Origin of the sequence: Pseudomonas batumici, from assembly GCF_036585405.1 — a bacterium.
Taxonomy (GTDB): domain Bacteria; phylum Pseudomonadota; class Gammaproteobacteria; order Pseudomonadales; family Pseudomonadaceae; genus Aquipseudomonas; species Aquipseudomonas batumici.
Genome location: NZ_CP144470.1, coordinates 2530624 through 2555191, shown reverse-complemented (window position 1 = coordinate 2555191; position 24568 = coordinate 2530624). Strand labels below are relative to the sequence as shown.

General features: G+C 62.2%; 21 protein-coding genes and 1 pseudogene. 21 read left to right on the top strand and 1 reads right to left on the bottom strand.

Going from position 1 to position 24568, the window contains the following annotated elements; translation table 11 throughout:
• The first annotated feature begins 6 nt into the window (after positions 1–6).
• The 15 genes and pseudogenes from bamA to ispD all read left to right on the top strand — a co-directional run bounded on the left by bamA (position 7) and on the right by ispD (position 18523).
• Positions 7–2394, top strand: coding sequence for an outer membrane protein assembly factor BamA (gene bamA / locus NUH87_RS11555; protein WP_338526032.1), 2388 nt, complete (start codon positions 7–9; stop codon positions 2392–2394).
• A 45-nt stretch (positions 2395–2439) separates the two neighbouring features.
• Positions 2440–2943 (top strand): OmpH family outer membrane protein, encoded by a 504-nt coding sequence (locus NUH87_RS11550; protein WP_338526031.1) that lies wholly within the window; start codon positions 2440–2442, stop codon positions 2941–2943.
• A 3-nt stretch (positions 2944–2946) separates the two neighbouring features.
• Positions 2947–4002: a UDP-3-O-(3-hydroxymyristoyl)glucosamine N-acyltransferase gene (gene lpxD / locus NUH87_RS11545; RefSeq protein WP_338526030.1), complete on the top strand. Its 1056-nt coding sequence runs from the start codon at positions 2947–2949 to the stop codon at positions 4000–4002.
• Positions 4003–4107: 105 nt separating this feature from the next.
• Complete coding sequence (gene fabZ, locus NUH87_RS11540; RefSeq protein WP_338526029.1) at positions 4108–4548, top strand: 3-hydroxyacyl-ACP dehydratase FabZ; 441 nt, start codon at positions 4108–4110, stop codon at positions 4546–4548.
• The gene (lpxA, locus tag NUH87_RS11535; RefSeq protein WP_338526028.1) at positions 4545–5321 is read left to right on the top strand and encodes an acyl-ACP--UDP-N-acetylglucosamine O-acyltransferase; all 777 of its coding nucleotides are present in this window, start codon (positions 4545–4547) and stop codon (positions 5319–5321) included. Before fabZ ends, lpxA begins: the two co-directional genes overlap by 4 nt.
• Positions 5322–5323: 2 nt before the next feature.
• Positions 5324–6453 (top strand): annotated as a pseudogene (gene lpxB / locus NUH87_RS11530) (lipid-A-disaccharide synthase).
• Positions 6454–6464: 11 nt separating this feature from the next.
• Positions 6465–7079, top strand: coding sequence for a ribonuclease HII (rnhB, locus tag NUH87_RS11525; RefSeq protein WP_338526800.1), 615 nt, complete (start codon positions 6465–6467; stop codon positions 7077–7079).
• Positions 7080–7163: 84 nt separating this feature from the next.
• Positions 7164–10685 (top strand): DNA polymerase III subunit alpha, encoded by a 3522-nt coding sequence (dnaE, locus tag NUH87_RS11520; RefSeq protein WP_338526027.1) that lies wholly within the window; start codon positions 7164–7166, stop codon positions 10683–10685.
• 146 nt (positions 10686–10831) lie between these two features.
• On the top strand, positions 10832–11779 hold the full coding sequence (locus NUH87_RS11515) for an acetyl-CoA carboxylase carboxyltransferase subunit alpha (protein ID WP_040064775.1): 948 nt from the start codon (positions 10832–10834) through the stop codon (positions 11777–11779).
• 42 nt (positions 11780–11821) lie between these two features.
• Positions 11822–13150 (top strand): tRNA lysidine(34) synthetase TilS, encoded by a 1329-nt coding sequence (gene tilS / locus NUH87_RS11510; RefSeq protein WP_040064777.1) that lies wholly within the window; start codon positions 11822–11824, stop codon positions 13148–13150.
• Positions 13151–13424: 274 nt separating this feature from the next.
• Positions 13425–15056 carry a CTP synthase gene (locus NUH87_RS11505; protein ID WP_040064778.1) on the top strand — a complete coding sequence of 544 codons (1632 nt, stop codon included), beginning with the start codon at positions 13425–13427 and terminating at the stop codon, positions 15054–15056.
• Between the two features lie 18 nt (positions 15057–15074).
• Positions 15075–15920 carry a 3-deoxy-8-phosphooctulonate synthase gene (gene kdsA, locus NUH87_RS11500; protein WP_040064779.1) on the top strand — a complete coding sequence of 282 codons (846 nt, stop codon included), beginning with the start codon at positions 15075–15077 and terminating at the stop codon, positions 15918–15920.
• A gap of 156 nt (positions 15921–16076) precedes the next feature.
• Entirely contained in the window at positions 16077–17366 is a 1290-nt protein-coding gene (gene eno / locus NUH87_RS11495; protein WP_338526026.1) for a phosphopyruvate hydratase, read from the top strand.
• Between the two features lie 171 nt (positions 17367–17537).
• Positions 17538–17816 (top strand): cell division protein FtsB, encoded by a 279-nt coding sequence (ftsB, locus tag NUH87_RS11490; RefSeq protein ID WP_017127138.1) that lies wholly within the window; start codon positions 17538–17540, stop codon positions 17814–17816.
• Positions 17813–18523, top strand: a complete 711-nt coding sequence (gene ispD / locus NUH87_RS11485; protein WP_338526025.1) for a 2-C-methyl-D-erythritol 4-phosphate cytidylyltransferase — start codon at positions 17813–17815, stop codon at positions 18521–18523. The genes ftsB and ispD overlap by 4 nt, the downstream gene beginning before the upstream one ends.
• Before the next feature lie 21 nt (positions 18524–18544).
• On the opposite strand, the gene NUH87_RS11480 is transcribed toward ispD, so the two are convergent.
• Complete coding sequence (locus NUH87_RS11480) at positions 18545–19441, bottom strand: LysR substrate-binding domain-containing protein (protein WP_338526024.1); 897 nt, start codon at positions 19439–19441, stop codon at positions 18545–18547.
• A 107-nt stretch (positions 19442–19548) separates the two neighbouring features.
• Here NUH87_RS11480 and NUH87_RS11475 point away from each other — a divergent pair, with 107 nt between their 5' ends.
• Genes NUH87_RS11475 through NUH87_RS11450 form a run of 6 tightly spaced genes read left to right on the top strand, consistent with a single transcriptional unit; the run spans position 19549 to position 24511 of the window.
• Positions 19549–20661, top strand: coding sequence for an S-(hydroxymethyl)glutathione dehydrogenase/class III alcohol dehydrogenase (locus NUH87_RS11475; protein WP_040064787.1), 1113 nt, complete (start codon positions 19549–19551; stop codon positions 20659–20661).
• An 8-nt stretch (positions 20662–20669) separates the two neighbouring features.
• Positions 20670–21515, top strand: a complete 846-nt coding sequence (gene fghA / locus NUH87_RS11470; protein WP_338526023.1) for an S-formylglutathione hydrolase — start codon at positions 20670–20672, stop codon at positions 21513–21515.
• A 53-nt stretch (positions 21516–21568) separates the two neighbouring features.
• On the top strand, positions 21569–22042 hold the full coding sequence (gene ispF / locus NUH87_RS11465) for a 2-C-methyl-D-erythritol 2,4-cyclodiphosphate synthase (protein ID WP_338526022.1): 474 nt from the start codon (positions 21569–21571) through the stop codon (positions 22040–22042).
• Complete coding sequence (truD, locus tag NUH87_RS11460; protein WP_338526021.1) at positions 22039–23097, top strand: tRNA pseudouridine(13) synthase TruD; 1059 nt, start codon at positions 22039–22041, stop codon at positions 23095–23097. Before ispF ends, truD begins: the two co-directional genes overlap by 4 nt.
• Positions 23085–23834, top strand: a complete 750-nt coding sequence (gene surE / locus NUH87_RS11455; protein WP_338526020.1) for a 5'/3'-nucleotidase SurE — start codon at positions 23085–23087, stop codon at positions 23832–23834. The genes truD and surE overlap by 13 nt, the downstream gene beginning before the upstream one ends.
• A 41-nt stretch (positions 23835–23875) precedes the next feature.
• The gene (locus NUH87_RS11450; RefSeq protein ID WP_338526798.1) at positions 23876–24511 is read left to right on the top strand and encodes a protein-L-isoaspartate(D-aspartate) O-methyltransferase; all 636 of its coding nucleotides are present in this window, start codon (positions 23876–23878) and stop codon (positions 24509–24511) included.
• Positions 24512–24568 lie beyond the last annotated feature (57 nt).

Sequence of the window (24568 nt, the reverse complement as noted above, 5' to 3'; positions counted from 1 at the left end):
GACTTCATGAAACGTCTGCTGCTAACTGCGGTCCTCACCGTATTGATGATCGCTGAAGTTCACGCCGAGTCCTTCACTATCTCCGATATTCGCATCAATGGCCTCCAGCGGGTATCCGCCGGTAGCGTCTTTGGTGCGTTACCGTTGAATGTCGGGGAGCAAGCGGATGACCGTCGCCTGGTGGAATCCACTCGTGCGCTGTTCAAAACCGGTTTCTTCCAGGATATCCAACTGGGGCGCGAAGGTAACGTCCTGGTCATCACGGTCGTTGAACGACCTTCGGTGGCCAGCATCGATATCGAAGGCAACAAGGCGATCTCTACCGACGACCTGATGAAGGGTCTGAAGCAGTCCGGCCTGGCCGAGGGTGAAATCTTCCAGCGTGCGACCCTTGAAGGCGTGCGTAACGAGCTTCAGCGCCAGTATGTGGCCCAAGGCCGCTACTCGGCCGAGGTCGAGACCGAAGTCGTTCCCCAGCCACGTAACCGCGTTGGCCTGAAGATCAAGATCAATGAAGGCACCGTCGCCGCGATCCAGCACATCAACGTGGTGGGCAACACGGTATTCAAGGACGAAGACCTGATCGACCTGTTCGAGCTCAAGACCACCAACTGGCTGTCGTTCTTCAAGAACGATGACAAGTACGCCCGCGAAAAGCTGTCCGGTGACCTGGAGCGCCTGCGTTCCTACTACCTGGACCGTGGCTATATCAACATGGATATCGCCTCGACCCAGGTGTCCATCACCCCGGACAAGAAAAGCGTCTACATCACCGTCAACGTCAACGAAGGCCAGAAGTACAAGGTCCGTGACGTGAAGCTCAGCGGTGACCTGAAAGTCCCTGAAGACCAGGTCAAGTCCCTGCTGCTGGTGGAGAAGGGCCAGGTGTTCTCGCGCAAGCTGATGACCACCACCTCGGAACTGATCACCCGCCGCCTGGGTAACGATGGCTATACCTTCGCCAACGTCAACGGTGTACCGACGCCGCACGATGACGATCACACCGTCGATATCACCTTCGTGGTCGACCCGGGCAAGCGTGCCTACGTCAACCGTATCAACTTCCGTGGCAACACCAAGTCCGCGGACGAGGTGCTGCGTCGTGAAATGCGCCAGATGGAAGGCGGTTGGGCTTCCACCTACCTGATCGACCAGTCCAAGACCCGTCTCGAGCGCCTGGGCTTCTTCAAGGAAGTGAATGTCGAGACCCCGGCCGTTCCGGGTGTCGACGACCAGGTCGATGTGAACTATGCCGTGGAAGAACAGGCGTCGGGCTCGATTACCGCCAGCGTCGGTTTTGCCCAGAGCGCCGGTCTGATCCTGGGTGGCTCGATTACCCAGAACAACTTCCTCGGTACCGGTAACAAGGTCAGCATCGGCCTGACCCGCAGCCAGTACCAGAGCCGCTACAACTTCGGTTATGTCGACCCCTACTGGACGCCGGACGGTGTCAGCCTGGGTTACAACGTGTTCTACCGCACCACCGACTACAGCCAGCTCGATGTCAGCGTCGCCAGCTATGCCGTCGACAGCCTGGGCGCCGGTGTCAGCATGGGCTATCCGATCAACGAGACGTCGCGCCTGACCTTCGGCCTGACGGCCCAGCAGGACAAGATCAAGACCGGCCTGTACACCGTTGACGAAATCTTCAACTTCGTGAATACCCAGGGCGACCAGTTCCTGAACTACAAGGCCTCGGCCGGCTGGTCGGAATCGACCCTGAACAAGGGCGTCCTGGCGACCCGTGGTCACTCCCAGAGCCTGACCCTGGAAAGCACCATCCCGGGCAGCGACCTGTTGTTCTTCAAGCTCGACTACCGCGGCCAGGTATTCGCGCCGTTGAGCGACACCTACACCATGCGGTTCCACACCGAATTGGGTTATGGCGACGGCTACGGTTCGACCAGCGGCCTGCCGTTCTATGAAAACTACTATGCGGGTGGTTTCAACTCGGTACGTGGCTTCAAGGACAGCACCCTCGGTCCTCGCGGTACACCGAGCCGTGGCGTTGATGTGACCGGTAACGCCGGTACGGTTGCCGATACGAGTACGAACCCGTTGCCGTTCGGTGGTAACGTGCTGATCCAGGGTGGTGCGGAGCTGCTGTTCCCACTGCCGTTCGTGAAAGACCAGCGTTCGTTGCGCACCTCGTTGTTCTGGGACGTGGGTAACGTGTTCGACTCCAAGTGCGAGCAGGTCAAGAACACCAACGGCACGCTGTCCCAGACCCAGTGCAACGACATCAGTTTCAGCAACATGGCCAGTTCCGTGGGTGTGGGCCTGACCTGGGTGACTGCCCTGGGACCATTGAGTTTTGCCGTGGCGGCGCCGATCAAGCAACCGAACAACGCTGAAACCCAAGTGTTCCAATTTTCCCTCGGTCAGACCTTCTAACGGCCTGACCCAAGATAACGACAATGGATTTTGTAGGAGTTTATCGTGCGTAAGTTGACTCAACTGGTTCTGCTGGCCACCGTTCTGGTCGCGACCCCGGCCTTTGCCGAAATGAAAATCGCGGTCCTGAACTATCAGATGGCCTTGCTGGAATCCGACGCAGCCAAGAAGTACGCCGTCGATGCCGAGAAGAAATTCGGCCCGCAACTGACCAAGCTCAAGGCCCTGGAAAGCAGCGCCAAGGGTATCCAGGACCGTCTGGTGTCCGGTGGCGACAAGATGCAGCAAGGCGAGCGTGAGCGCCTTGAGCTGGAATTCAAGCAAAAGGCCCGTGACTTCCAGTTCCAGTCCAAGGAACTGAACGAGCAAAAAGCCGTTGCTGACCGTGAAATGCTCAAGCAGCTCAAGCCAAAGCTGGACAGCGCCGTGGAAGAAGTCATCAAGAAAGGTGCCTTTGACCTGGTGTTGGAGCGTGGCGCGGTGATCGACGTCAAGCCGCAGTACGACATCACCCGTCAGGTGATCGAGCGCATGAACCAGCTGAAGTAATCCATGACAGCGACCATCAAGCTCGGCCAATTGGCCGAGATCCTCGGTGCCACCCTGCGTGGCAACGAGGAGAAGCCAATCACTGGGCTAGCCACCTTGCAGGAGGCTGGCCCAGCTCAGTTGAGCTTTCTGGCAAATCCCCAGTACCGTAAATACCTCGCTGACAGCCAGGCCGGCGCCGTGCTGCTCAAGGCCGCCGATGCCGAAGGTTATAGCGGCGATTCACTGGTGGTGGCCGACCCTTACCTGGCCTATGCGCGTATTTCGCACCTGTTCGATCCCAAGCCCAAGGCGCCTGCCGGGATTCACCCGAGCGCGGTGATCGCTGCCGATGCGCAGGTCGATCCGGCCGCCAGTATCGGTGCCTTTGTGGTGATCGAGAGCGGTGCGCGTATTGCCGCCGGCGTCACCGTCGGGGCCCAGTGCTTTATTGGCGCCCGCTGTGAAATCGGCGAAGGCGGTTGGCTGGCGCCACGCGTGACGCTTTACCATGACGTGCGCATCGGCAAGCGCGTGGTGATCCAGTCCGGTGCCGTGCTCGGCGGCGAAGGTTTCGGTTTCGCCAACGAAAAGGGTGTCTGGCAGAAGATTGCCCAGATCGGCGGCGTGACCATCGGTGACGACGTGGAGATCGGCGTCAACACCGCCATCGACCGCGGTGCCCTGGCCGATACGATCATCGGCAATGGGGTCAAGCTCGACAACCAGATCCAGATCGCCCACAACGTTCAGGTGGGGGATCACACGGCCATGGCCGCCTGCTGCGGGATTTCCGGCAGCACCAAGATCGGCAAGCACTGCATGCTCGCCGGTGGCGTCGGCCTGGTGGGGCATATCGAGATCTGCGATAACGTCTTCCTCACCGGGATGACCATGGTGACCCACTCGATTACCGAGCCGGGCGCCTATTCTTCCGGCACGGCGATGCAGCCGGCCGCCGAGTGGCGCAAGAGCGCGGCGCGTATTCGCCAGCTCGACGACATGGCACGGCGGTTGCGGCAGCTGGAAAAGCGGGTAGGGGACGTGACCCCGGACGGTAATGCTTCATCAGATGGCTGAAACCATTTTCCATATCAAGTAGCCGTTAGACTGTCTCCTTGATTTGCTAGAGGAGCACGCGCCGGTTGCGCGCTCCCACTCTATTACTACAGGCTTCCCCACGAAATGATGGACATCAAAGAGATTCGCGAATACCTGCCTCACCGTTATCCGTTCCTGCTGGTGGACCGGGTGGTGGAACTGGATGTCGAGGCCCAGCGCATTCGTGCCTACAAGAATGTCAGCATCAACGAGCCTTTCTTCAATGGCCATTTCCCGGCGCATCCGATCATGCCGGGCGTGCTGATCATCGAAGCCATGGCTCAGGCTGCCGGCATCCTGGGTTTCAAGATGCTGGATGTGAAGCCTTCCGACGGCACCCTGTACTACTTCGTCGGTTCCGACAAGCTGCGCTTCCGCCAGCCGGTGCTGCCGGGTGACCAGTTGATCCTCGAAGCCAAGTTCATCAGCTGCAAGCGCAAGATCTGGAAGTTCGAGTGCCAGGCTTCGGTTGACGGCAAGCCGGTCTGCTCGGCCGAGATCATCTGTGCGGAACAGAGCGTATGAGTTTGATTGACCCTCGCGCAATCATCGATCCGACGGCCGTACTGGCCGACGGCGTTGAGGTCGGCCCCTGGTCGATCGTCGGCGCAGGTGTGGAAATCGGCGAGGGGACAGTGATCGGGCCGCATGTGATCCTCAAGGGCCCGACCCGGATCGGCAAATACAACCGTATCTACCAGTTTTCCTCGGTGGGCGAAGACACCCCCGATCTCAAGTACAAAGGCGAAGAGACACGCCTGGTCATCGGTGACCACAACGTTATCCGCGAGGGTGTGACCATCCACCGGGGCACGGTACAGGATCGTTCGGAAACCACCCTGGGCGACCACAACCTGATCATGGCCTACGCGCATATCGGTCACGACAGTGTCATCGGCAACCACTGCATCCTGGTCAACAACACCGCGTTGGCCGGCCATGTGCATATGGACGATTGGGCGATCCTGTCGGGTTTCACCCTGGTCCATCAGTTCTGCCATATCGGTGCCCACAGCTTTTCCGGCATGGGCACCGCCATCGGCAAGGATGTTCCGGCCTACGTCACGGTGTTCGGCAGCCCCGCCGAAGCCCGCAGCATGAACTTCGAAGGCATGCGCCGTCGTGGTTTCAGCGAGGAAGTGATCCATGCCCTGCGCCGGGCCTACAAGGTGGTGTACCGCCAGGGGCTGACGGTGGAGCAAGCCGTCGCCGAACTGGCCGAACCCGCCGCGCAGTACCCGGAAGTGGACGTGTTCCTCAAGTCGATCCAGTCCTCGACCCGCGGCATCACCCGCTGATCATGGCGACTTTGCGTATTGCGCTGGTCGCCGGGGAAGCCTCCGGCGATATTCTCGGTTCCGGTCTGATGCGGGCGCTCAAGGCCCGGCATCCCGAAGTCGAGTTCATCGGGGTCGGCGGCCCGCTGATGCAGGCCGAAGGCCTGGTGTCCTATTTCCCCATGGAGCGCTTGTCGGTCATGGGTCTGGTGGAGGTGCTGGGTCGCCTGCCGGAGCTGCTCAAGCGCCGCAAGTTGCTGATCCAGACACTGATCGCCGAAAAGCCCGATGTGTTCATTGGCATCGATGCGCCGGATTTCACCCTGAATATCGAACTCAAGCTGCGGCGTGCCGGGATCAAGACCGTGCATTACGTCAGTCCGTCGGTCTGGGCCTGGCGGCAGAAGCGGGTGCTGAAGATCCGCGAAGGTTGCGACCTGATGCTGACGTTGTTCCCGTTCGAAGCGCGGTTCTATGAAGAGAAGGGCGTGCCGGTACGGTTTGTCGGGCATTCCCTGGCCGATGCCATTCCCTTGCAGGCCGACCGTGCCGCGGCCCGGGCGGAACTCGGCTTGCCAGACGGTCCCCTGGTGGCGTTGATGCCCGGCAGTCGCGGTGGCGAGGTCGGGCGCCTGGGGGCTTGTTCCTCGACACGGCGCAACGGCTGCGGGAGATGCACCCCGGGATTCGTTTCGTCATGCCTTGCGCCAGCCCGCAGCGGCGCACCCAGATCGAGGCCTTGCTGGTCGGTCGCGACCTGCCGCTGACCCTGCTCGACGGTCAGTCCCACAAGGCCCTGGCCGCCTGCGACGCGGTGTTGATCGCCTCCGGTACGGCGACGCTGGAGGCGCTGTTGTACAAGCGTCCGATGGTCGTCGCCTATCGCCTCGCGCCGCTGACCTTCTGGATTCTCAAGCGGCTGGTGAAAAGCCCCTACATCTCCCTGCCCAACCTGCTGGCCCAGCGTCTGCTGGTGCCCGAGTTGCTGCAGGATGACGCCACGCCCGAAACCCTGGCGCAGACCCTGTCGCCGCTGATCGAAGGCGGCGAAGAGCAGACCCGTGGCTTCGACGAAATCCACCGCACCCTGCGCCTGGACGCCTCGAACCAGGCCGCCGACGGGGTGTTGAAGCTGATCGGCAAAACATTGTGAGTAACCTGAAGATGCAGATGGGCTTGGATTTCACCCTGGTGGCCGATGCCGAAGACCTGGTGGCCGGTGTCGATGAAGTCGGCCGTGGCCCGCTCTGCGGCGCAGTGGTCACCGCGGCGGTGATCCTCGATCCCAAGCGTCCGATCCTTGGCCTGAACGATTCGAAGAAACTCACCGAAGCCCGGCGCGAAAAGCTCTACGACGAAATCCGTGAAAAGGCCCTGAGCTGGTGCATCGCCCGTGCCGAGGTGGAGGAAATCGACGAGCTGAATATTCTGCATGCCACCATGCTGGCCATGCAGCGGGCGGTCGAAGGCCTGCATATTCAGCCAAAGCTGGCGATGATCGACGGTAACCGCTGTCCAAAACTGCCGATGCCGGCCGAAGCGGTGGTCAAGGGCGATAGCAAGGTGCCGGCCATCGCGGCGGCGTCGATCCTGGCCAAGGTCAGTCGCGACCGTGAAATGGCGGCTTTCGAAGCGATCTACCCGGGCTATGGCATCGGCGGGCATAAAGGCTATCCGACACCGGTGCACCTGGAAGCCTTGAACCGGCTGGGGCCGACGCCGATTCATCGGCGTTCGTTCGCGCCCGTGCGCCTGGCGTATGAGGCTCTTGAACAGTAGAGCGAACTTTAACGCTGCTGATGTTTTAGCCAAGGCCCGGTACAATCCGGGCCTTGTTGTTCTTACAGATTAGACAGGATCACTATGCCGGCTTCATTCGTTCATCTACGCCTGCACACTGAGTACTCCCTGGTCGACGGCCTGGTCCGGATCAAACCGCTGGTCAAGGCCTTGGCCGGCCTGAACATGCCCGCCGTGGCGGTGACCGACCAGAACAACATGTGTTCCCTGGTCAAGTTCTACAAGACCGCCATGGGGGCCGGGATCAAGCCGATCTGCGGTGCCGACCTGTGGCTGTCGAACAAGGACCCCGATGCGCCCTTGAGCCGCATCAGCCTGCTGGTGATGAACGCCGTCGGCTACCGCAACCTCACCGAACTGATTTCCCGCGGCTTTATCGACGGTCAGCGCAACGGCATGATCATCATCGAGCGCGAGTGGGTGGCCGAGGCCAACGAAGGCCTGATCATGCTCTCGGCGGCCAAGGAGGGCGAGATCGGCATGGCCCTGCTCGGCGACAACGCCGCCGAAGCCGAGGCCCTGGCCCGCGACTGGATGGCGGTGTTCCCGGACCGTTTCTACCTGGAAATCCAGCGCACCAACCGCCCCAACGACGAAGAGCAGTTGCACGGTGCCGTGGCCCTGGCCGACAAGCTGGGCGCGCCGCTGGTGGCGACCAACGATGTGCGCTTCATCAAGCAGGAAGACTTCGAGGCCCACGAAACCCGCGTCTGCATCGGTGAGGGCCGGGCCCTCGACGATCCGCGCCGTTCGAAGAACTACAGCGACCAGCAATACCTCAAAAGCGCCGAGGAAATGGCCGAGCTGTTCAGCGACCTGCCTGACGCCCTGGAAAACACCGTCGAGATCGCCAAGCGCTGCAACATCGAAGTGAAGCTGGGCAAGCACTTCCTGCCCAACTTCCCGATCCCCGATGGCATGACCATCGACGAGTATTTCCGCAAGGTGTCCTTCGACGGCCTCGACGAGCGCCTGTCGGTGCTGCTGCCCAGGGACACCACCGAAGATTACGACGCCAAGCGTCAGGTCTATGTCGACCGGCTGAATTTCGAGCTGGATATCATCATCCAGATGGGCTTCCCCGGTTACTTCCTGATCGTGATGGACTTTATCCAGTGGGCCAAGAGCAACGGCGTGCCGGTCGGTCCCGGCCGGGGTTCGGGTGCCGGTTCCCTGGTGGCCTACGTGCAGAAGATCACCGACCTCGACCCGCTGGAATACGACCTGCTGTTCGAACGTTTCCTCAACCCGGAACGGGTTTCCATGCCCGACTTCGACGTCGACTTCTGCATGGACGGTCGCGACCGGGTGATCGACTACGTGGCCGAGAAGTACGGCCGCAACGCGGTGAGCCAGATCATCACCTTCGGTTCCATGGCCGCCAAGGCGGTGGTGCGTGACGTGGCGCGGGTGCAGGGCAAGTCCTACGGCCTGGCGGACCGCCTGTCGAAGATGATTCCCTTCGAAGTCGGCATGACCCTGGAAAAAGCCTACGAGCAGGAAGAAATCCTCCGTGACTTCATCAAGGTCGATGAAGAGGCGGCGGAAATCTGGGAGATGGCGCGCAAGCTCGAAGGCGTGGTGCGTAACGTCGGTAAACACGCCGGTGGCGTGGTGATCGCACCGACCAAGCTGACCGACTTTTCGCCGATCTATTGCGACGAGGAAGGCGACGGCCTGGTGACCCAGTTCGACAAGGACGACGTGGAGGCGGCCGGCCTGGTGAAGTTCGACTTCCTCGGCCTGCGGACCCTGACGATCATCGACTGGGCGTTGAAGACCATCAACCGCGATCGCGCCAAGGTCGGCGAGGCGCCGCTGGATATCGCCTTCATCCCGTTGGACGACAAGCCGACCTACAGCCTGCTGCAGAAAGCCGAGACCACGGCGGTGTTCCAGCTTGAATCCCGGGGCATGAAGGAGCTGATCAAGAAGCTCAAGCCCGACTGCCTGGAAGACCTGATTGCACTGGTGGCCCTGTTCCGTCCGGGCCCGTTGCAGTCCGGCATGGTGGATGACTTCATCAACCGCAAGCACGGTCGCGCCGAACTGGCGTACCCGCATCCGGATTACCAGTACGACGGCCTCCAGCCGGTTCTGGCACCGACCTACGGCATCATCCTGTATCAGGAGCAGGTGATGCAGATTGCCCAGGTCATGGCCGGTTATACCCTGGGCGGTGCGGACATGCTGCGCCGGGCCATGGGTAAAAAGAAACCCGAGGAGATGGCCAAGCAGCGTGGCGGCTTTATCGAAGGGTGCGCCAGCAACAATATCGATGCCGACCTGGCCGGTAACATCTTCGACCTGGTGGAGAAGTTCGCCGGTTACGGTTTCAACAAATCCCACTCCGCCGCCTACGGGCTGGTGTCCTACCAGACTGCCTGGCTGAAGGCCCATTACCCGGCGCCGTTCATGGCCGCGGTACTCTCGGCGGATATGCACAACACCGACAAGGTCGTGACCTTGATCGAGGAAGTGCGCACCATGAAGCTGCGTCTCGACGCGCCGGACGTGAACGCCTCGGAGTTCAAGTTCACGGTGAACGACGAGGGCCGGATCATCTATGGCCTCGGTGCCATCAAGGGCGTCGGCGAAGGACCGGTGGAAGCGATTACCGAGGCGCGCCAGGACGGTCCGTTCAAGGACCTGTTCGATTTCTGCGCCCGGGTCGACCTCAAGCGTATCAACAAGCGCACCCTGGACGGGCTGATCCGCAGCGGTGCGCTGGATCGTCTCGGCCCGCATTTCCATGACGAGTCGAAGGCCTACCACGCCAATATCGACCGTAACCGCGCCGTGTTGCTGGCGGCGATGGAGGAGGCGATCAAGGCCGCCGAGCAGACCGCGCGCACCCATGACAGCGGCCATGCCGATCTGTTCGGCGGGCTGTTCGTCGAAGAGGATGCCGATGTCTACGCCAATCACCGCAAGGCCAAGGAGCTGACCCTCAAGGAGCGCCTGAAGGGCGAGAAGGACACCCTGGGCCTGTACCTCACCGGTCACCCGATCGACGAGTACGAAGGCGAGATTCGCCGCTTCGCCCGTCAGCGCATCATCGACCTGAAGCCGGCGCGCGATACCCAGACCGTGGCCGGGATGATCATCAACCTGCGGGTGATGAAGAACAAAAAGGGCGACAAGATGGGCTTCATCACCCTGGATGATCGCTCGGCACGGATCGAGGCCTCGCTGTTCGCCGATGCCTTCATGTCGGCCCAGTCTCTGTTGCAGACCGACGCCATGGTGGTGGTCGAGGGCGAGGTCAGCAACGACGACTTCTCCGGCGGTTTGCGCCTGCGGGTCAAGCGCGTGATGAGCATGGAGGATGCCCGGACCAACCTGGCCGAAAGCCTGCGCCTGAAGGTGCGCAGTGCAGCGCTCAAGGGCGATCAGCTGCGCTGGCTGGGCGAGTTGCTCGGCAAGCACCGCGGTGCCTGCCCGATCACCCTGGAGTACACCGGCGCCGACGCCAAGGCCTTGTTGCAGTTCGGCGAGAGCTGGCGGATCGACCCGGCGGACAGTCTGATTCAGGCATTGCGTGACCAGTTCGGGCGAGACAACGTCTTCCTCCAATACCGTTAGGACGGTGGCGCATGCTGCGTTCCGACCTTGACCCTATTTTAATCTCGACCTGAGCGCGCCATATCCCGTAAGGTAGGGCGCGATACAGATCAATCGGCCGGCCAGGCTGTGTAAAAACTACTGTGCTCGACCCAAGACGGATGCTTATGAACCCGAATTTTCTTGATTTCGAACAGCCGATCGCTGACCTGCAAGCCAAGATCGAAGAGCTGCGCTTGGTCGGTAACGACAATTCGCTGAATATCGGCGATGAGATTTCCCGCCTGCAGGACAAGAGCAGCACGCTGACCGAAGATATTTTCGGCAAGCTGACCAGCTGGCAGATCGCGCGTCTGGCGCGCCACCCGCGTCGTCCCTATACCCTGGACTACATCGACCACATCTTCACCGAGTTCGACGAACTGCACGGCGACCGGCATTTCGCCGACGACGCGGCGATTGTCGGCGGTATTGCCCGCCTGGACGACCAGCCGGTGATGGTCATCGGTCACCAGAAGGGCCGCGAAGTGCGTGAGAAGGTCCGTCGCAACTTCGGCATGCCGCGTCCGGAAGGCTATCGCAAGGCTTGCCGCCTGATGGAAATGGCCGAGCGCTTCAAGATGCCGATCCTGACCTTCATCGACACCCCGGGCGCCTACCCGGGCATCGACGCCGAAGAGCGCAACCAGAGCGAAGCCATTGCCTGGAACCTGCGGGTGATGGCGCGGCTGAAAACGCCGATCATCGCCACCGTGATCGGTGAGGGTGGTTCCGGCGGTGCCCTGGCCATTGGCGTGTGCGACCAGTTGAACATGCTGCAGTACTCCACCTACGCGGTGATATCCCCGGAAGGCTGTGCCTCGATCCTGTGGAAAACCGCCGAGAAGGCTCCGGATGCGGCCGAAGCCATGGGCATCACCGCCGAGCGCCTCAAGGGCCTGGGCATTGTCGACAAGGTGATCGCCGAGCCCCTGGGCGGTGCGCACCGCGATCCGGCCGCGGCCGCGGCGTCGATCCGTGCTGAACTCAGCGCGCAGTTGGCTATGCTGAAGAAGTTCGACAACGATGCGCTGCTGGCTCGTCGTTACGAGCGTCTGATGAGCTACGGTCTCTGATAGCGCGCGTTATCGTTCGTGAGCCAGCGCGGGGGGCAACCCATGCGTCAGCCTGATATCGATTTGCCCTCCAGGCTGCTCGAAGCCCTTTCGCCCTGGCGCACTGCCCAGACCTGGCGGATCGGCTTCTCCGGCGGCCTGGACTCCACCGTCCTGCTGCACCTGCTCGCCACCCTGGCGAAAACCCGGCCCCTGCCCAGGCTTGCCGCCTTGCATGTCCATCACGGACTGCAGGCGGTCGCCGACGGCTGGCCGGCCCATTGCCAGGCGGTCTGCGATGAGCTGGGGGTGCCTTTGCAGGTCATCCGGGTCAGCGTGCAACTGGGCGCCAGCCTGGAACGCGCCGCCCGCGATGCCCGCTACCTGGCCTTTGCCGGCGTCACCCAGTTGCATGACGTGCTGCTGACTGCCCAGCATCGTGAAGACCAGGCCGAAACCTTGCTCTTCCGTCTGTTGCGCGGTGCCGGGGTGCGCGGCCTGGCCGCCATGCCGGCGCAGCGCGAGGTCGGGGGTGGCTATCTGGTGCGGCCGTTGCTGGATGTCTCCCGGGCCGAACTCGAGCGCTATGCCCATAAGCATGGCCTGCGCTGGATTGAAGACCCGTCCAATGCCGACCAGCAGTTTTCGCGCAACTTCCTGCGCCAGCAGACATTCCCCGGGCTGACCGAGCGCTGGCCGCAGGCGGTGACCAGCATGGTGCGCAGCGCCGCGCACCTGCGCGAAGCCCAGGAACTGCTCGACGAACTGGCCGAAGTCGACCTCGATGATGCCTTGGCGCATTCCCGACACGTCTGGCTGGGCATGCCGTCGCTGGCCCTCGACGCCTTGATCGACCTGTCCCCGGCCCGGCAGCGCAACGCCCTGCGGCATTGGCTGGCACCGCTGACCCGGCTGCCGGACAGCGACCACTGGGCCGGCTGGGACGATCTGCGCGATGCCGCCCACGACGCCCGGCCCAAATGGCGCCTGGCCGAGGGCGAGCTGCACCGGGCCGACGAGCACCTGTGGTGGTTGAGCGGTTCCTGGTTGCGCCAGCCGCTGGCGGATATCGCCTGGAACTGTCCGAGTCGTCCGCTGGAGCTGCCGGACAATGGCGAGCTGCTGGTGGTTGGCGAGGCGCCGGCAGGTCCCTTGCAGGTGCGCTATCGCCAGGGCGGCGAAGTGCTGCACCTGCCGGACCGCGGACACCGTGATCTGAAGCGCCTGCTTAACGAAAGCGGCGTGCCCTGGTTTGTCCGCGGCCGATTGCCGCTGCTCTACCGGGGCGAGGAGTTGCTGGCCGTGGCGAACCTGCCGGGCCTGGACGGCGGGGCCTTGGGCGACTGGCATTTACATTGGCAGCCACCTTCGAGCGATCAAGGTTTGAGCTGAAAGGTGCTTTCCGGTAGACTACGCTCCCTTCTTGATACAACTTCTGTGGATTGCCAGCAATTGCAGGAGTTGCCGATTACCAGGCTGTCTTTGCCGGGCGATTCCAAAAAATGTGTAGCGCGTACCGTACTGCGGGTTTTGACCCGTGGACCGTTTCAACGCAGCAGTTTTTCGAAAGGTGCACTGTGATGATCGCAGGTAATCGGGGGCTTCGGCCTTCCTTCGCTTTCCCCGGCGGCTCGGACCGCTTTAACGCAGACTTCTAGGGTTTTTCATGACGCGCTACATATTCGTCACGGGCGGTGTTGTTTCTTCATTGGGGAAAGGCATTGCCTCGGCTTCATTGGCGGCCATCCTGGAGGCGCGGGGGCTGAAAGTCACCATGCTCAAACTGGACCCGTACATCAACGTCGATCCGGGCACCATGAGCCCGTTCCAGCACGGTGAAGTCTTCGTCACCCACGACGGTGCCGAGACCGACCTGGACCTGGGTCACTACGAGCGGTTCATCCGCACCACCATGACCCAGAACAACAACTTCACCACCGGCCGTGTCTACGAGCACGTGCTGCGCAAGGAACGTCGTGGCGACTACCTGGGCGCCACCATCCAGGTGATCCCGCACATCACCGACGAGATCAAGCGCCGCATCATCAAGGGCGCCGGCGATGCCGACGTGGCCCTGGTGGAAATCGGCGGTACCGTGGGCGACATCGAGTCGCAACCGTTCCTCGAAGCCATCCGTCAGTTGCGTTTCGAAGTCGGTGCCAAGCGCGCGATGCTGATGCACCTGACCCTGGTGCCGTACATCGCCACCGCTGGCGAAACCAAGACCAAGCCGACCCAGCACTCGGTCAAGGAACTGCGTTCCATCGGCCTGCAGCCGGACGTGCTGGTCTGCCGTTCCGACCATCCGATCGATGTCTCGTCGCGTCGCAAGATCGCCCAGTTCACCAACGTCGAAGAGCGAGCGGTGATCGCCCTGGAAGACGCCGACACCATCTACAAGATCCCGGGCATCCTGCACTCCCAGGGCCTGGACGATTTCGTCGTCGAGCGTTTCGGCCTGCAATGCGGCGGTGCCGACCTGTCCGAGTGGGAAGCGGTGGTTGACGCCAAGCTGAACCCGGAACACGAAGTCACCATCGCCATGGTCGGCAAGTACATGGAGCTGCTGGACGCCTACAAGTCGCTGATCGAAGCGATGAGTCACGCCGGCATCACCAACCGTACCAAGGTCAACCTGCGTTACATCGACTCCGAAGACATCGAAAACCAGGGCACCGCGCTGCTCGAAGGGGTCGACGCGATCCTGGTTCCAGGCGGCTTCGGTCTGCGTGGCGTGGAAGGCAAGATCACCGCCGTCCAGTACGCTCGGGAAAACAAGGTGCCTTACCTGGGTATCTGCCTGGGCATGCAAGTGGCGGTGATCGAGTTCGCCCGTAACGTGATGGGTTGGAAAGACGCCAACTCCACCGAGTTCGATCGCAGCAGCGCTCACCCGGTGGTCGGCCTGATCACCGAGTGGGAAGACGCCACCGGCGCGGTCGAGACCCGTACCGAAAGCTCCGACCTGGGCGGCACCATGCGCCTCGGCGCCCAGGACTGCCTGCTCGAAGCCGGCTCCCTGGTGCACGACTGCTATGCCAAGGACGTGATCGTCGAGCGTCACCGTCACCGCTACGAAGTGAACAACAAGCTGCTGCCGCAGATCATCGAAGCCGGCCTGAAGATTTCCGGTCGTTCCGGTGACGGCGCGCTGGTGGAAGTGGTCGAGGCCCCGGATCATCCATGGTTCGTCGCTTGCCAGTTCCACCCCGAGTTCACCTCGACCCCGCGCGACGGCCATCCGCTGTTCAGCGGTTTCGTCAAGGCGGCCTTGGCTCAACACCAGAAGAACGCGTGATCTCGGAGAGATAGAAGCATGGCCCAAAAGATCATCCGCGTAGGCGACATCGAGATTGCCAACGACAAGCCGATGGTGCTGTTCGGCGGCATGAACGTGCTGGAAAGCCGTGACATGGCGATGCAGGTCTGCGAGGCGTACGTGAAGGTCACCGAAAAACTCGGTATGCCCTACGTGTTCAAGGCCAGCTTCGACAAGGCCAACCGCTCCTCCGTCACCTCCTACCGTGGCCCCGGCCTGGAAGAAGGGATGCGGATCTTCGAGGACATCAAGCAGGCGTTCGGCGTGCCGATCATTACCGACGTCCACGAGCCGGCCCAGGCCGCCGTGGTCGCCGAGGTCTGCGACATCATCCAGTTGCCGGCCTTCCTGTCGCGCCAGACCGACCTGGTGGTGGCCATGGCCAGGACCGGCGCGGTGATCAACATCAAGAAGGCCCAGTTCCTCGCGCCCCAGGAAATGAAACACATCCTGAACAAGTGCGTGGAAGCGGGCAACGACCAGTTGATCCTCTGCGAGCGCGGTTCGAGCTTCGGCTACAACAACCTGGTGGTCGACATGCTCGGCTTCGGGATCATGAAGCAGTTCGAATACCCGGTGTTCTTCGACGTGACCCACGCCCTGCAAATGCCGGGCGGTCGTTCGGATTCCGCCGGTGGTCGTCGGGCCCAGGTTACCGACCTGGCCAAGGCCGGCATGAGCCAGGGCCTGGCCGGGCTGTTCCTGGAAGCGCATCCGGATCCGGACAACGCCAAGTGTGATGGTCCTTGCGCCCTGCGTCTGGACAAGCTGGAACCGTTCCTGACCCAACTCAAGGCTTTGGATGAACTGGTGAAGAGTTTTCCGACGGTAGAAACCGCGTAATCCTTAAATCTCCGGTAAAGTACCGCACGATTCAAGGCTCTGAACCCAGGTTCAGAGCCTTTTCGTCTGCAAGACTGCCCGTTTTCATTCGCTTGCCGACGATAAAAAATTTCCTTCAGCTGCGTCGTTTTCGTCAACTTTGGAGTGTTTACAACAATGGCAAAAATCGTCGACATCAAAGGTCGTGAAGTCCTCGACTCCCGTGGCAACCCCACCGTGGAAGCGGATGTGCTTCTGGACAACGGCATCATCGGCAGCGCCTGCGCGCCGTCGGGTGCCTCCACCGGCTCGCGTGAAGCACTTGAGCTGCGTGATGGCGACAAGAGCCGTTACCTGGGCAAGGGCGTGCTGAAGGCCGTCGGCAACATCAACGGCCCGATCCGTGACCTGCTGCTGGGCAAGGATCCAGCCGACCAGAAGGCCCTGGACCACGCGATGATCGCGCTGGACGGTACCGAGAACAAGGCAAGCCTGGGCGCCAACGCCATCCTCGCCGTGTCCCTGGCTGCCGCCAAGGCCGCCGCCCAGGACCAGGACCTGCCGCTGTACGCGCACATCGCCAACCTCAATGGCACGCCGGGCGTCTACTCGATGCCGGTACCGATGATGAACATCATCAACGGCGGCGAGCATGCCGACAACAACGTCGACATCCAGGAATTCATGGTCCAGCCGGTGGGCGCCAAGTCCTTCTCGGAAGGCCTGCGCATGGGCACCGAGATTTTCCATCACCTCAAGGCCGTGCTGAAGGCCCGTGGCCTGAGCACCGCGGTGGGTGACGAAGGTGGTTTCGCACCGAACCTGGCGTCCAACGAAGATGCCCTGAAAGTCATCGCCGAAGCCGTCGCCAATGCCGGTTACAAGCTGGGCACCGACGTGACCCTGGCCCTGGACTGCGCGGCCAGCGAATTCTTCGAAGACGGCCAGTACAACCTGTCCGGCGAAGGCCAGGTGTTCAGCGCCGAAGGTTTCGCCGAGTACCTGAAAGGCTTGACCCAGCGCTACCCGATCATCTCCATCGAAGATGGCCTGGACGAGTCCGACTGGGCCGGCTGGAAAATCCTCACCGACAAGATCGGCGAGAAGACCCAGCTGGTGGGCGACGACCTGTTCGTGACCAATACCAAGATCCTGAAAGAAGGCATCGACAAGAAGATCGCCAACTCGATCCTGATCAAGTTCAACCAGATCGGTACCCTGACCGAAACCCTGGAAGCCATCCAGATGGCCAAGGCCGCCGGCTACACCGCGGTGATCTCGCACCGTTCCGGTGAAACCGAGGATTCGACCATCGCCGACCTGGCCGTGGGCACCGCCGCGGGCCAGATCAAGACCGGTTCGCTGTGCCGTTCCGATCGCGTTTCCAAGTACAACCAACTGCTGCGTATCGAAGAGCAACTGGGCGCCAAGGCCAAGTACAACGGTCGCTCCGAGTTTCGCGGTTAAGCGGTAGATGGTAAAAAGACACCGGATTGTGTCGGAAAAGTCGCTATGGCGAGTTTTTTACCACTAATCTGATGCTTTGAGAGCACAAGCCTGGTTCTTCCAGGCTTCGTGCTATCAGTCGGTTCGAAATGGTTGGCATGGCTGTCTTTTCCACTGGATAACTGAAATTCGATGCGCAGTCCCAATTGGTTGTTCCTCGTTCTGCTCTTGCTGCTGGCTGGCCTGCAGTACCGCCTTTGGGTGGGCAATGGGAGCCTGGCGCAGGTGGCCGACCTGACACAGCAGATTGCCGACCAGCACGCCGAAAACGAGCGTCTGCTGGAGCGCAATCGCGTTCTCGACGCGGAAGTTCTTGAACTGAAAAAAGGCATGGAGACCGTGGAAGAACGCGCTCGCCATGAACTGGGCATGGTCAAGGACGGTGAAACCCTCTATCAGTTGGCGCAATGACTGACTTTTCTCTACCGGCCTTCTGGGCCGTGATTCCTGCCGCGGGCGTGGGTGCCCGTATGGCCGCGGACCGCCCCAAGCAGTATCTGTCACTGGGCGGGCGCACGATTCTCGAACACAGCCTCGGCTGTTTTCTCGATCATCCGGGCTTGAAGGGCCTGGTGATTGCCTTGGCTGCGCAAGATCCCTACTGGCCGGGCCTGCTCTGTGCCACTGACCCGCGTATCCAGCGGGTCGATGGCGGCGGCGAGCGGGCCGACTCGGTCCTCAATGCCTTGTTGCACCTGCATACCCTGGGGGCGGCGGACAATGACTGGGTGCTGGTCCACGATGCGGCACGGCCGAATCTGTCGCGTCACGACCTCGACACCTTGCTGGCCGAACTCGCCGATGATCCGGTGGGCGGCTTGCTGGCCGTGCCGGCCCGGGACACGCTCAAGCGCGTGGACAAGCAGGGGCGGGTGCTGGAAACCGTCGACCGGGCCTCGATCTGGCAGGCCTACACGCCGCAGATGTTCCGCCTGGGCGCCTTGCATCGGGCCCTGGCCGACAGCCTGGTGGCCGATGCGACCGTCACCGATGAAGCCTCGGCGATGGAATGGGCCGGGCAGGCACCACGCCTGATCGAAGGGCGTTCGGACAATATCAAGGTCACCCGTCCCGAAGACCTGGAGTGGTTGCGTTTGCGCTGGGCGAACCGGCGCTGAGCCGGCTTCCACAAAAACGGGTCAAACAGCGTATTCGGGCCGCTTGGCCAAGCCTTCCTTGAGGTAGTCCACCAGCTTGCGCACCTTCGGTGACAGGTGCCGCTGTTGCGGATACAGCGCCCACACCGCGGTGTTCGGCGGTTGATGGGCTTCGAGCAGGGAAATCAGCGTGCCGTTGTACAAATGCTCCAGCACGTAATAGTCCGGTAACTGGCACAACCCGACCCCTTGCAGCGCCGCATCCAGTACCGCCTGGCCGCTGTTGCAGCGCCAGTTGCCCTGCACCCGTTGGGAAAACTCCCGGCCGTCCTGCTCCAGTTGCCAGATATCCGAACTGCCGATCAGGCAGTTATGCCGGCTCAGTTCCGACAGGCTATGGGGGCGACCATAACGCGCCAGGTAGGACGGCGACGCGCACAGGTACATCCGCCGTGGCGCCAGCCGGGTCGCCACCAGTCGTGAATCCTGTAGGCGACCCAGCCGAATCGCCAGGTCCAGCCCTTCATGCACCAGGTCCAGGGTGCGATTGCTCAGCTCGATATCCACCCGCAGTTGCGGATACAGCCCCATGAAGGTGGTGACCAGCGGCACGATGAAGCGCTCGCCGTAGGCCACGGCGCAGGTCATGCGCAACATGCCCTTGGGCTCGCTGGTCAGGTCGCCCACCGCCCGCAGGGCCTCTTCGCGACCATCCTGAAGGCGCTGGCAATGCTGCAGAAAAGTCTGCCCGGCTTCCGTCAGCGTGACACGCCGCGTACTACGGTAGAGCAGGCGGGTTTGCAGGCGCTCCTCGAGCCGGGCGATCTGCCGGCTGATGTGCGAAGAAGACACCCCCAGGCGCTCTGCCGCCGCGGTGAACTGGCTGCACTCGGCCACGGCGACAAACTCGTCGATGCCTTCCCAGCGGTTTTCGCTCATTCGATTATCCCTGTGCAGCAATAATGTTTTGCTTTTGGCTAGATTATTCACCAATAGTCGATGATTTACACTTGGGCCTTTCGTATCCACTTTTCAGGAGTTGCCGGATGATCAAGTCACGTGCTGCCGTTGCCTTCGAGGCCAAGAAACCCCTCGAGATCGTCGAAGTCGATGTCGCCCTGCCCAAGGCCGGCGAAGTGCTGTTGCGTGTCGTGGCCTCCGGCGTTTGCCATACCGACGCCTACACCCTGTCCGGTGCGGACCCGGAAGGCATCTTCCCGGCGATCCTCGGTCATGAAGGCGGCGCGATTGTCGAGGCGATCGGCGAAGGCGTGACCTCGGTGGCGGTGGGCGACCACGTCATCCCGCTCTACACCCCGGAATGCGGCAAGTGCAAATTCTGCCTGTCGGGCAAGACCAACCTCTGCCAGGCCATTCGCGCCACCCAGGGCAAAGGCCTGATGCCGGACGGCACTTCGCGTTTCTCCTACAAGGGCGAGACGATTTTCCACTACATGGGCACCTCGACCTTCTCCGAGTACACCGTGCTGCCGGAAATTTCCGTGGCCAAGATTTCGAAAGACGCCCCGCTGGAGAAGGTCTGCCTGCTGGGTTGCGGCGTCACCACCGGGATCGGCGCGGTGATCAACACCGCCAAGGTCAAGCCGGGCGACACCGTGGCGATCTTCGGCCTGGGCGGCATCGGCCTGTCGGCGGTGATCGGTGCGGTCAAGGCCAAGGCCGGGCGCATCATTGCCATCGACATCAACCCGGCCAAGTTCGAAATCGCCCGGCAACTGGGCGCCACCGATTGCGTCAACCCGAAAGACTTCGATCGGCCGATCCAGGAAGTGATTGTCGACATGACCGATGGCGGCGTGGATTTCTCCTTCGAGTGCATCGGCAATGTGCAACTGATGCGTGCCGCGCTGGAATGCTGCCACAAGGGCTGGGGCGAGTCGGTGATCATCGGCGTGGCCGGTGCCGGCCAGGAAATCGCCACCCGTCCGTTCCAGTTGGTGACCGGGCGCGTCTGGCGCGGTTCGGCCTTCGGTGGCGTGCGCGGGCGCAGCGAGTTGCCGAGCTACGTGGAGATGGCGCAGACGGGCGAGATCCCGCTGGATACCTTCATCACCCACACCATGGGCCTGGAAGATATCAACAAGGCGTTCGACCTGATGCATGAAGGCAAGAGCATTCGCAGCGTCATCCATTTCTGAGGTCGGTCATGAGCCTGGAAAACCTGTCCTGCCAGAAAAGCTTCGGCGGCTGGCACAAACGCTACAAGCATCATTCCGAAGTCCTCGGCTGCGACATGGTGTTCGCGGTCTATCTGCCGCCTCAGGCCGAGCAGGGCGGCAAGCTGCCGGTGCTGTACTGGCTGTCCGGCTTGACCTGCACTGACGAGAATTTCATGCAGAAGGCCGGCGCCCAGCGCCTGGCGGCCGAGCTGGGGCTGATCATCGTGGCGCCGGACACCAGCCCGCGCGGCACCGACGTGCCCGGCGACCCGGACAAGGCCTGGGACTTCGGCCTGGGCGCCGGCTTCTATCTCAATGCCACCCAGCAACCCTGGGCCCAGCACTACCGGATGCACGATTACGTGGTGCATGAGTTGCCGGCTCTGGTCGAGGCGCATTTCCCTGCCTCGGACAAGCGCGGCATCAGCGGGCATTCCATGGGCGGACATGGTGCGCTGGTCTGCGCCTTGCGCAACCCCGGGCGTTATCAGTCGCTGTCGGCCTTCGCGCCGATCAGCAACCCGATGGATTGTCCCTGGGGGCAGAAGGCCTTTTCCCGTTATCTGGGCGAAGAGCGTTCGCGCTGGCGTGAGTGGGATGCCTGCGCGCTGATCGCCGAGGCCGCCGAAAAGCTGCCGATCCTGGTGGATCAGGGCGATCGCGACGATTTCCTGGCCAACCAGCTCAAGCCCGAGGCGCTGCAGCAGGCGGCGAAGCTGGCGCAACATCCGCTGACCTTGCGGTTGCAGCCGGGCTACGATCACAGCTATTTCTTCATCGCCAGTTTCATCGATGATCATCTGCGACATCACCACGCAGCTCTTAGCGGTTAATCTCCGGCAAAATAGGTAGAATCACGCCCTGACTTACATCGGGGCGTTTTTTTATGCGTATTGGCCACGGCTATGATGTGCACCGTTTCGCCGAAGGCGACTTCATTACCCTGGGCGGCGTGCGGATTGCGCACCACCACGGACTGCTCGCCCATTCCGACGGCGACGTTCTGCTGCATGCCTTGAGCGACGCACTGCTGGGGGCGGCGGCCCTGGGCGACATCGGCAAGCATTTTCCGGACACCGACCCGAGCTACAAGGGCGCCGACAGCCGTGTGCTGCTGCGTCACGTGGTATCGCTGATCAAGGCCCTGGGCTGGAAAGTCGGCAACGTCGATAACACCATCGTTGCCCAGGCGCCGAAAATGGCCCCGCATATCGAATCGATGCGCGCGCTGATTGCCGCGGATCTTGAAGTTGAGTTGGATCAAGTGAACGTCAAAGCCACTACCACCGAAAAGCTCGGTTTTACCGGCCGTGAAGAAGGCATCGCGGTGCATAGCGTCGCCTTGTTGCTGCGCGCATGACCGAACTGGAACTGCTGGGCCCGCGTGCCTATGGCGATGTCCTGGGCAGCGCGGTGCTCAAGGCCACGGCTGAAGACTTCCAGGTCGATGAAGTCCTCGATATCCCGTTGACCGGGGAAGGCGAGCACCTGTGGCTGTGGGTGGAAAAGCGCGGCTTGAATACCGAGGAGGCCGCCCGGCGTATCGCCAAGGCCGCCGGCGTGCCGTTGCGCACGGTCAGCTATGCGGGCCTCAAGGACCGCCAGGCCCTGACGCGCCAGTGGTTCAGCGTGCAACTGCCGGGCAAGGCCGATCCGGACCTTTCGGCGGCGCAGAACGACAGCCTGATCATCCTCAAGACCGTCCGGCACAAGCGCAAGCTGCAACGCGGCGCCCATGCCGCCAACGGCTTCACCTTGCGCCTGACCCAATTGAACGCGGACAAGGACGGCCTGCAGCAACGCCTCGAGCAGATCGCCCGGCAAGGTATTCCGAATTATTTCGGTGCCCAGCGTTTCGGTCATCTCGGTGGTAACCTGGGCGAGGCCCGTGCCTATGCGGCCCGCCAGGCCTTGCCCGAACAGCGCAATGTGCGTTCGCGGCTGCTGTCCACGGCCCGCAGCTACCTGTTCAACCAGGTGCTGGCGGCGCGGGTTGCCGATGGCAGTTGGAACCGCGCCCAGGTCGGCGACCTGCTGGCGTTCACCGACAGCCGCAGTTTCTTCCCGGCCACCGAGGCCGAGTGCAGCGACCCGCGCCTGGCCATTCTCGACCTGCACCCCACCGGTCCGCAGTGGGGCGAAGGCCCGTCACCTGCGTCGGGCGCGACCTTTGCGCTGGAACAGGCGGTGGCCGAACGCGAGGCTGAACTGTGCCAATGGTTGGTCAAGGCCGCCATGGAACACGAACGTCGCATCCTGCGGCTGCCCATTGGTCGGCTGTCGTGGCATTATCCCGAGTCTGACATTCTGCAACTGGAATTCGTCCTTCCGGCCGGATGCTTCGCCACTGCTTTGGTGCGCGAACTCGTCGATCTGGTGCCGGCAGGGCAGACGGACAGCTCATGCGTATTCTGATTTCCAACGATGATGGGGTTTTCGCACCCGGTCTCGCCGCGCTGCATGCCGCGCTGGCGGACTATGCCGAGTGCACGGTGATTGCCCCGGACCAGGACAAAAGCGGTTCCAGCAGTTCGCTGACGCTGGACCGTCCGCTGCACCCCCATGCATTGCCCAACGGCTTTATCAGCCTCAACGGCACACCCACCGACTGCGTGCACCTGGGGCTCAATGCCTTGCTGGAGCAGGAGCCGGACATGGTGGTGTCGGGTATCAACCTGGGGGCCAACCTGGGGGATGACGTGCTGTATTCCGGTACGGTGGCGGCGGCCCTGGAAGGGCGCTTCCTGGGGCGGCCTTCGTTTGCGTTCTCGCTGGTCTCGCGCCAGGTCGACAACCTGGCCACCGCCGCGCATTTCGCCCGGCTGCTGGTACAGGCCCATGAAGGGCTGGCACTGCCACCACGGACGGTGCTCAACGTGAATATTCCCAACCTGCCCCTGGAGCGCATTCGCGGTATCCAGCTCACGCGCCTGGGGCACCGTGCCCGGGCGGCGGCACCGACCCGGGTGGTCGACCCGCGGGGCAAGGCCGGTTACTGGATCGCCGCCGCCGGCGATGCCGAAGACGGCGGTCCGGGCACCGATTTCCATGCCGTGATGCAAGGCTTTGTCTCGGTAACGCCGCTGCAACTGGATCGCACCTTCAACGGTGCCTTCCAGTCGCTGGGCGGTTGGCTGGAGGGACTGGCCTGATGACCCGTGAGCAAGACGACCTGATGCGCCGCGGTATCGGCATGACCTCCCAGCGAACCCGCGAACGCCTGATCCAGCGGCTTTATGAAGAGGGCATCTCCAACGCCCAGGTGCTGGAAGTGATTCGCCGCACGCCCCGGCACCTGTTTGTCGACGAAGCGCTGGCCCATCGCGCCTACGAAGACACGGCGCTGCCGATCGGCAACAACCAGACCATTTCCCAGCCTTACATGGTGGCGCGCATGAGCGAGCTGCTGCTGGAGGCCGGGCCGCTGGACAAGGTCCTGGAAATCGGCACCGGCTCCGGCTACCAGACGGCGGTGCTGTCGCAGCTGGTGGAACGGGTGTTTTCGGTGGAGCGGATCAAGGTCCTGCAGGACCGGGCCAAGGAGCGCCTGGTCGAGCTCAACCTGCGCAACGTGGTGTTCCGCTGGGGTGACGGCTGGGAGGGCTGGCAGGCACTGGCGCCCTACAACGGCATCATTGTCACCGCCGTGGCCACGGATGTTCCGCAGGCGTTGCTCGATCAACTGGCTCCGGGCGGACGCCTGGTGATTCCGGTGGGCTCCGGCGAAGTCCAGCAACTGATGCTGATCGTCCGTGAAGAACAGGGTTTTTCCCGTCATGTATTAGGCGCGGTACGTTTCGTCCCGCTGCTCAACGGACCGCTGGCCTGAACATTTGTTGAACGGCAATGAATTCTGTTTAAGGTCGTAGGTCTTAGAGCGGGACCT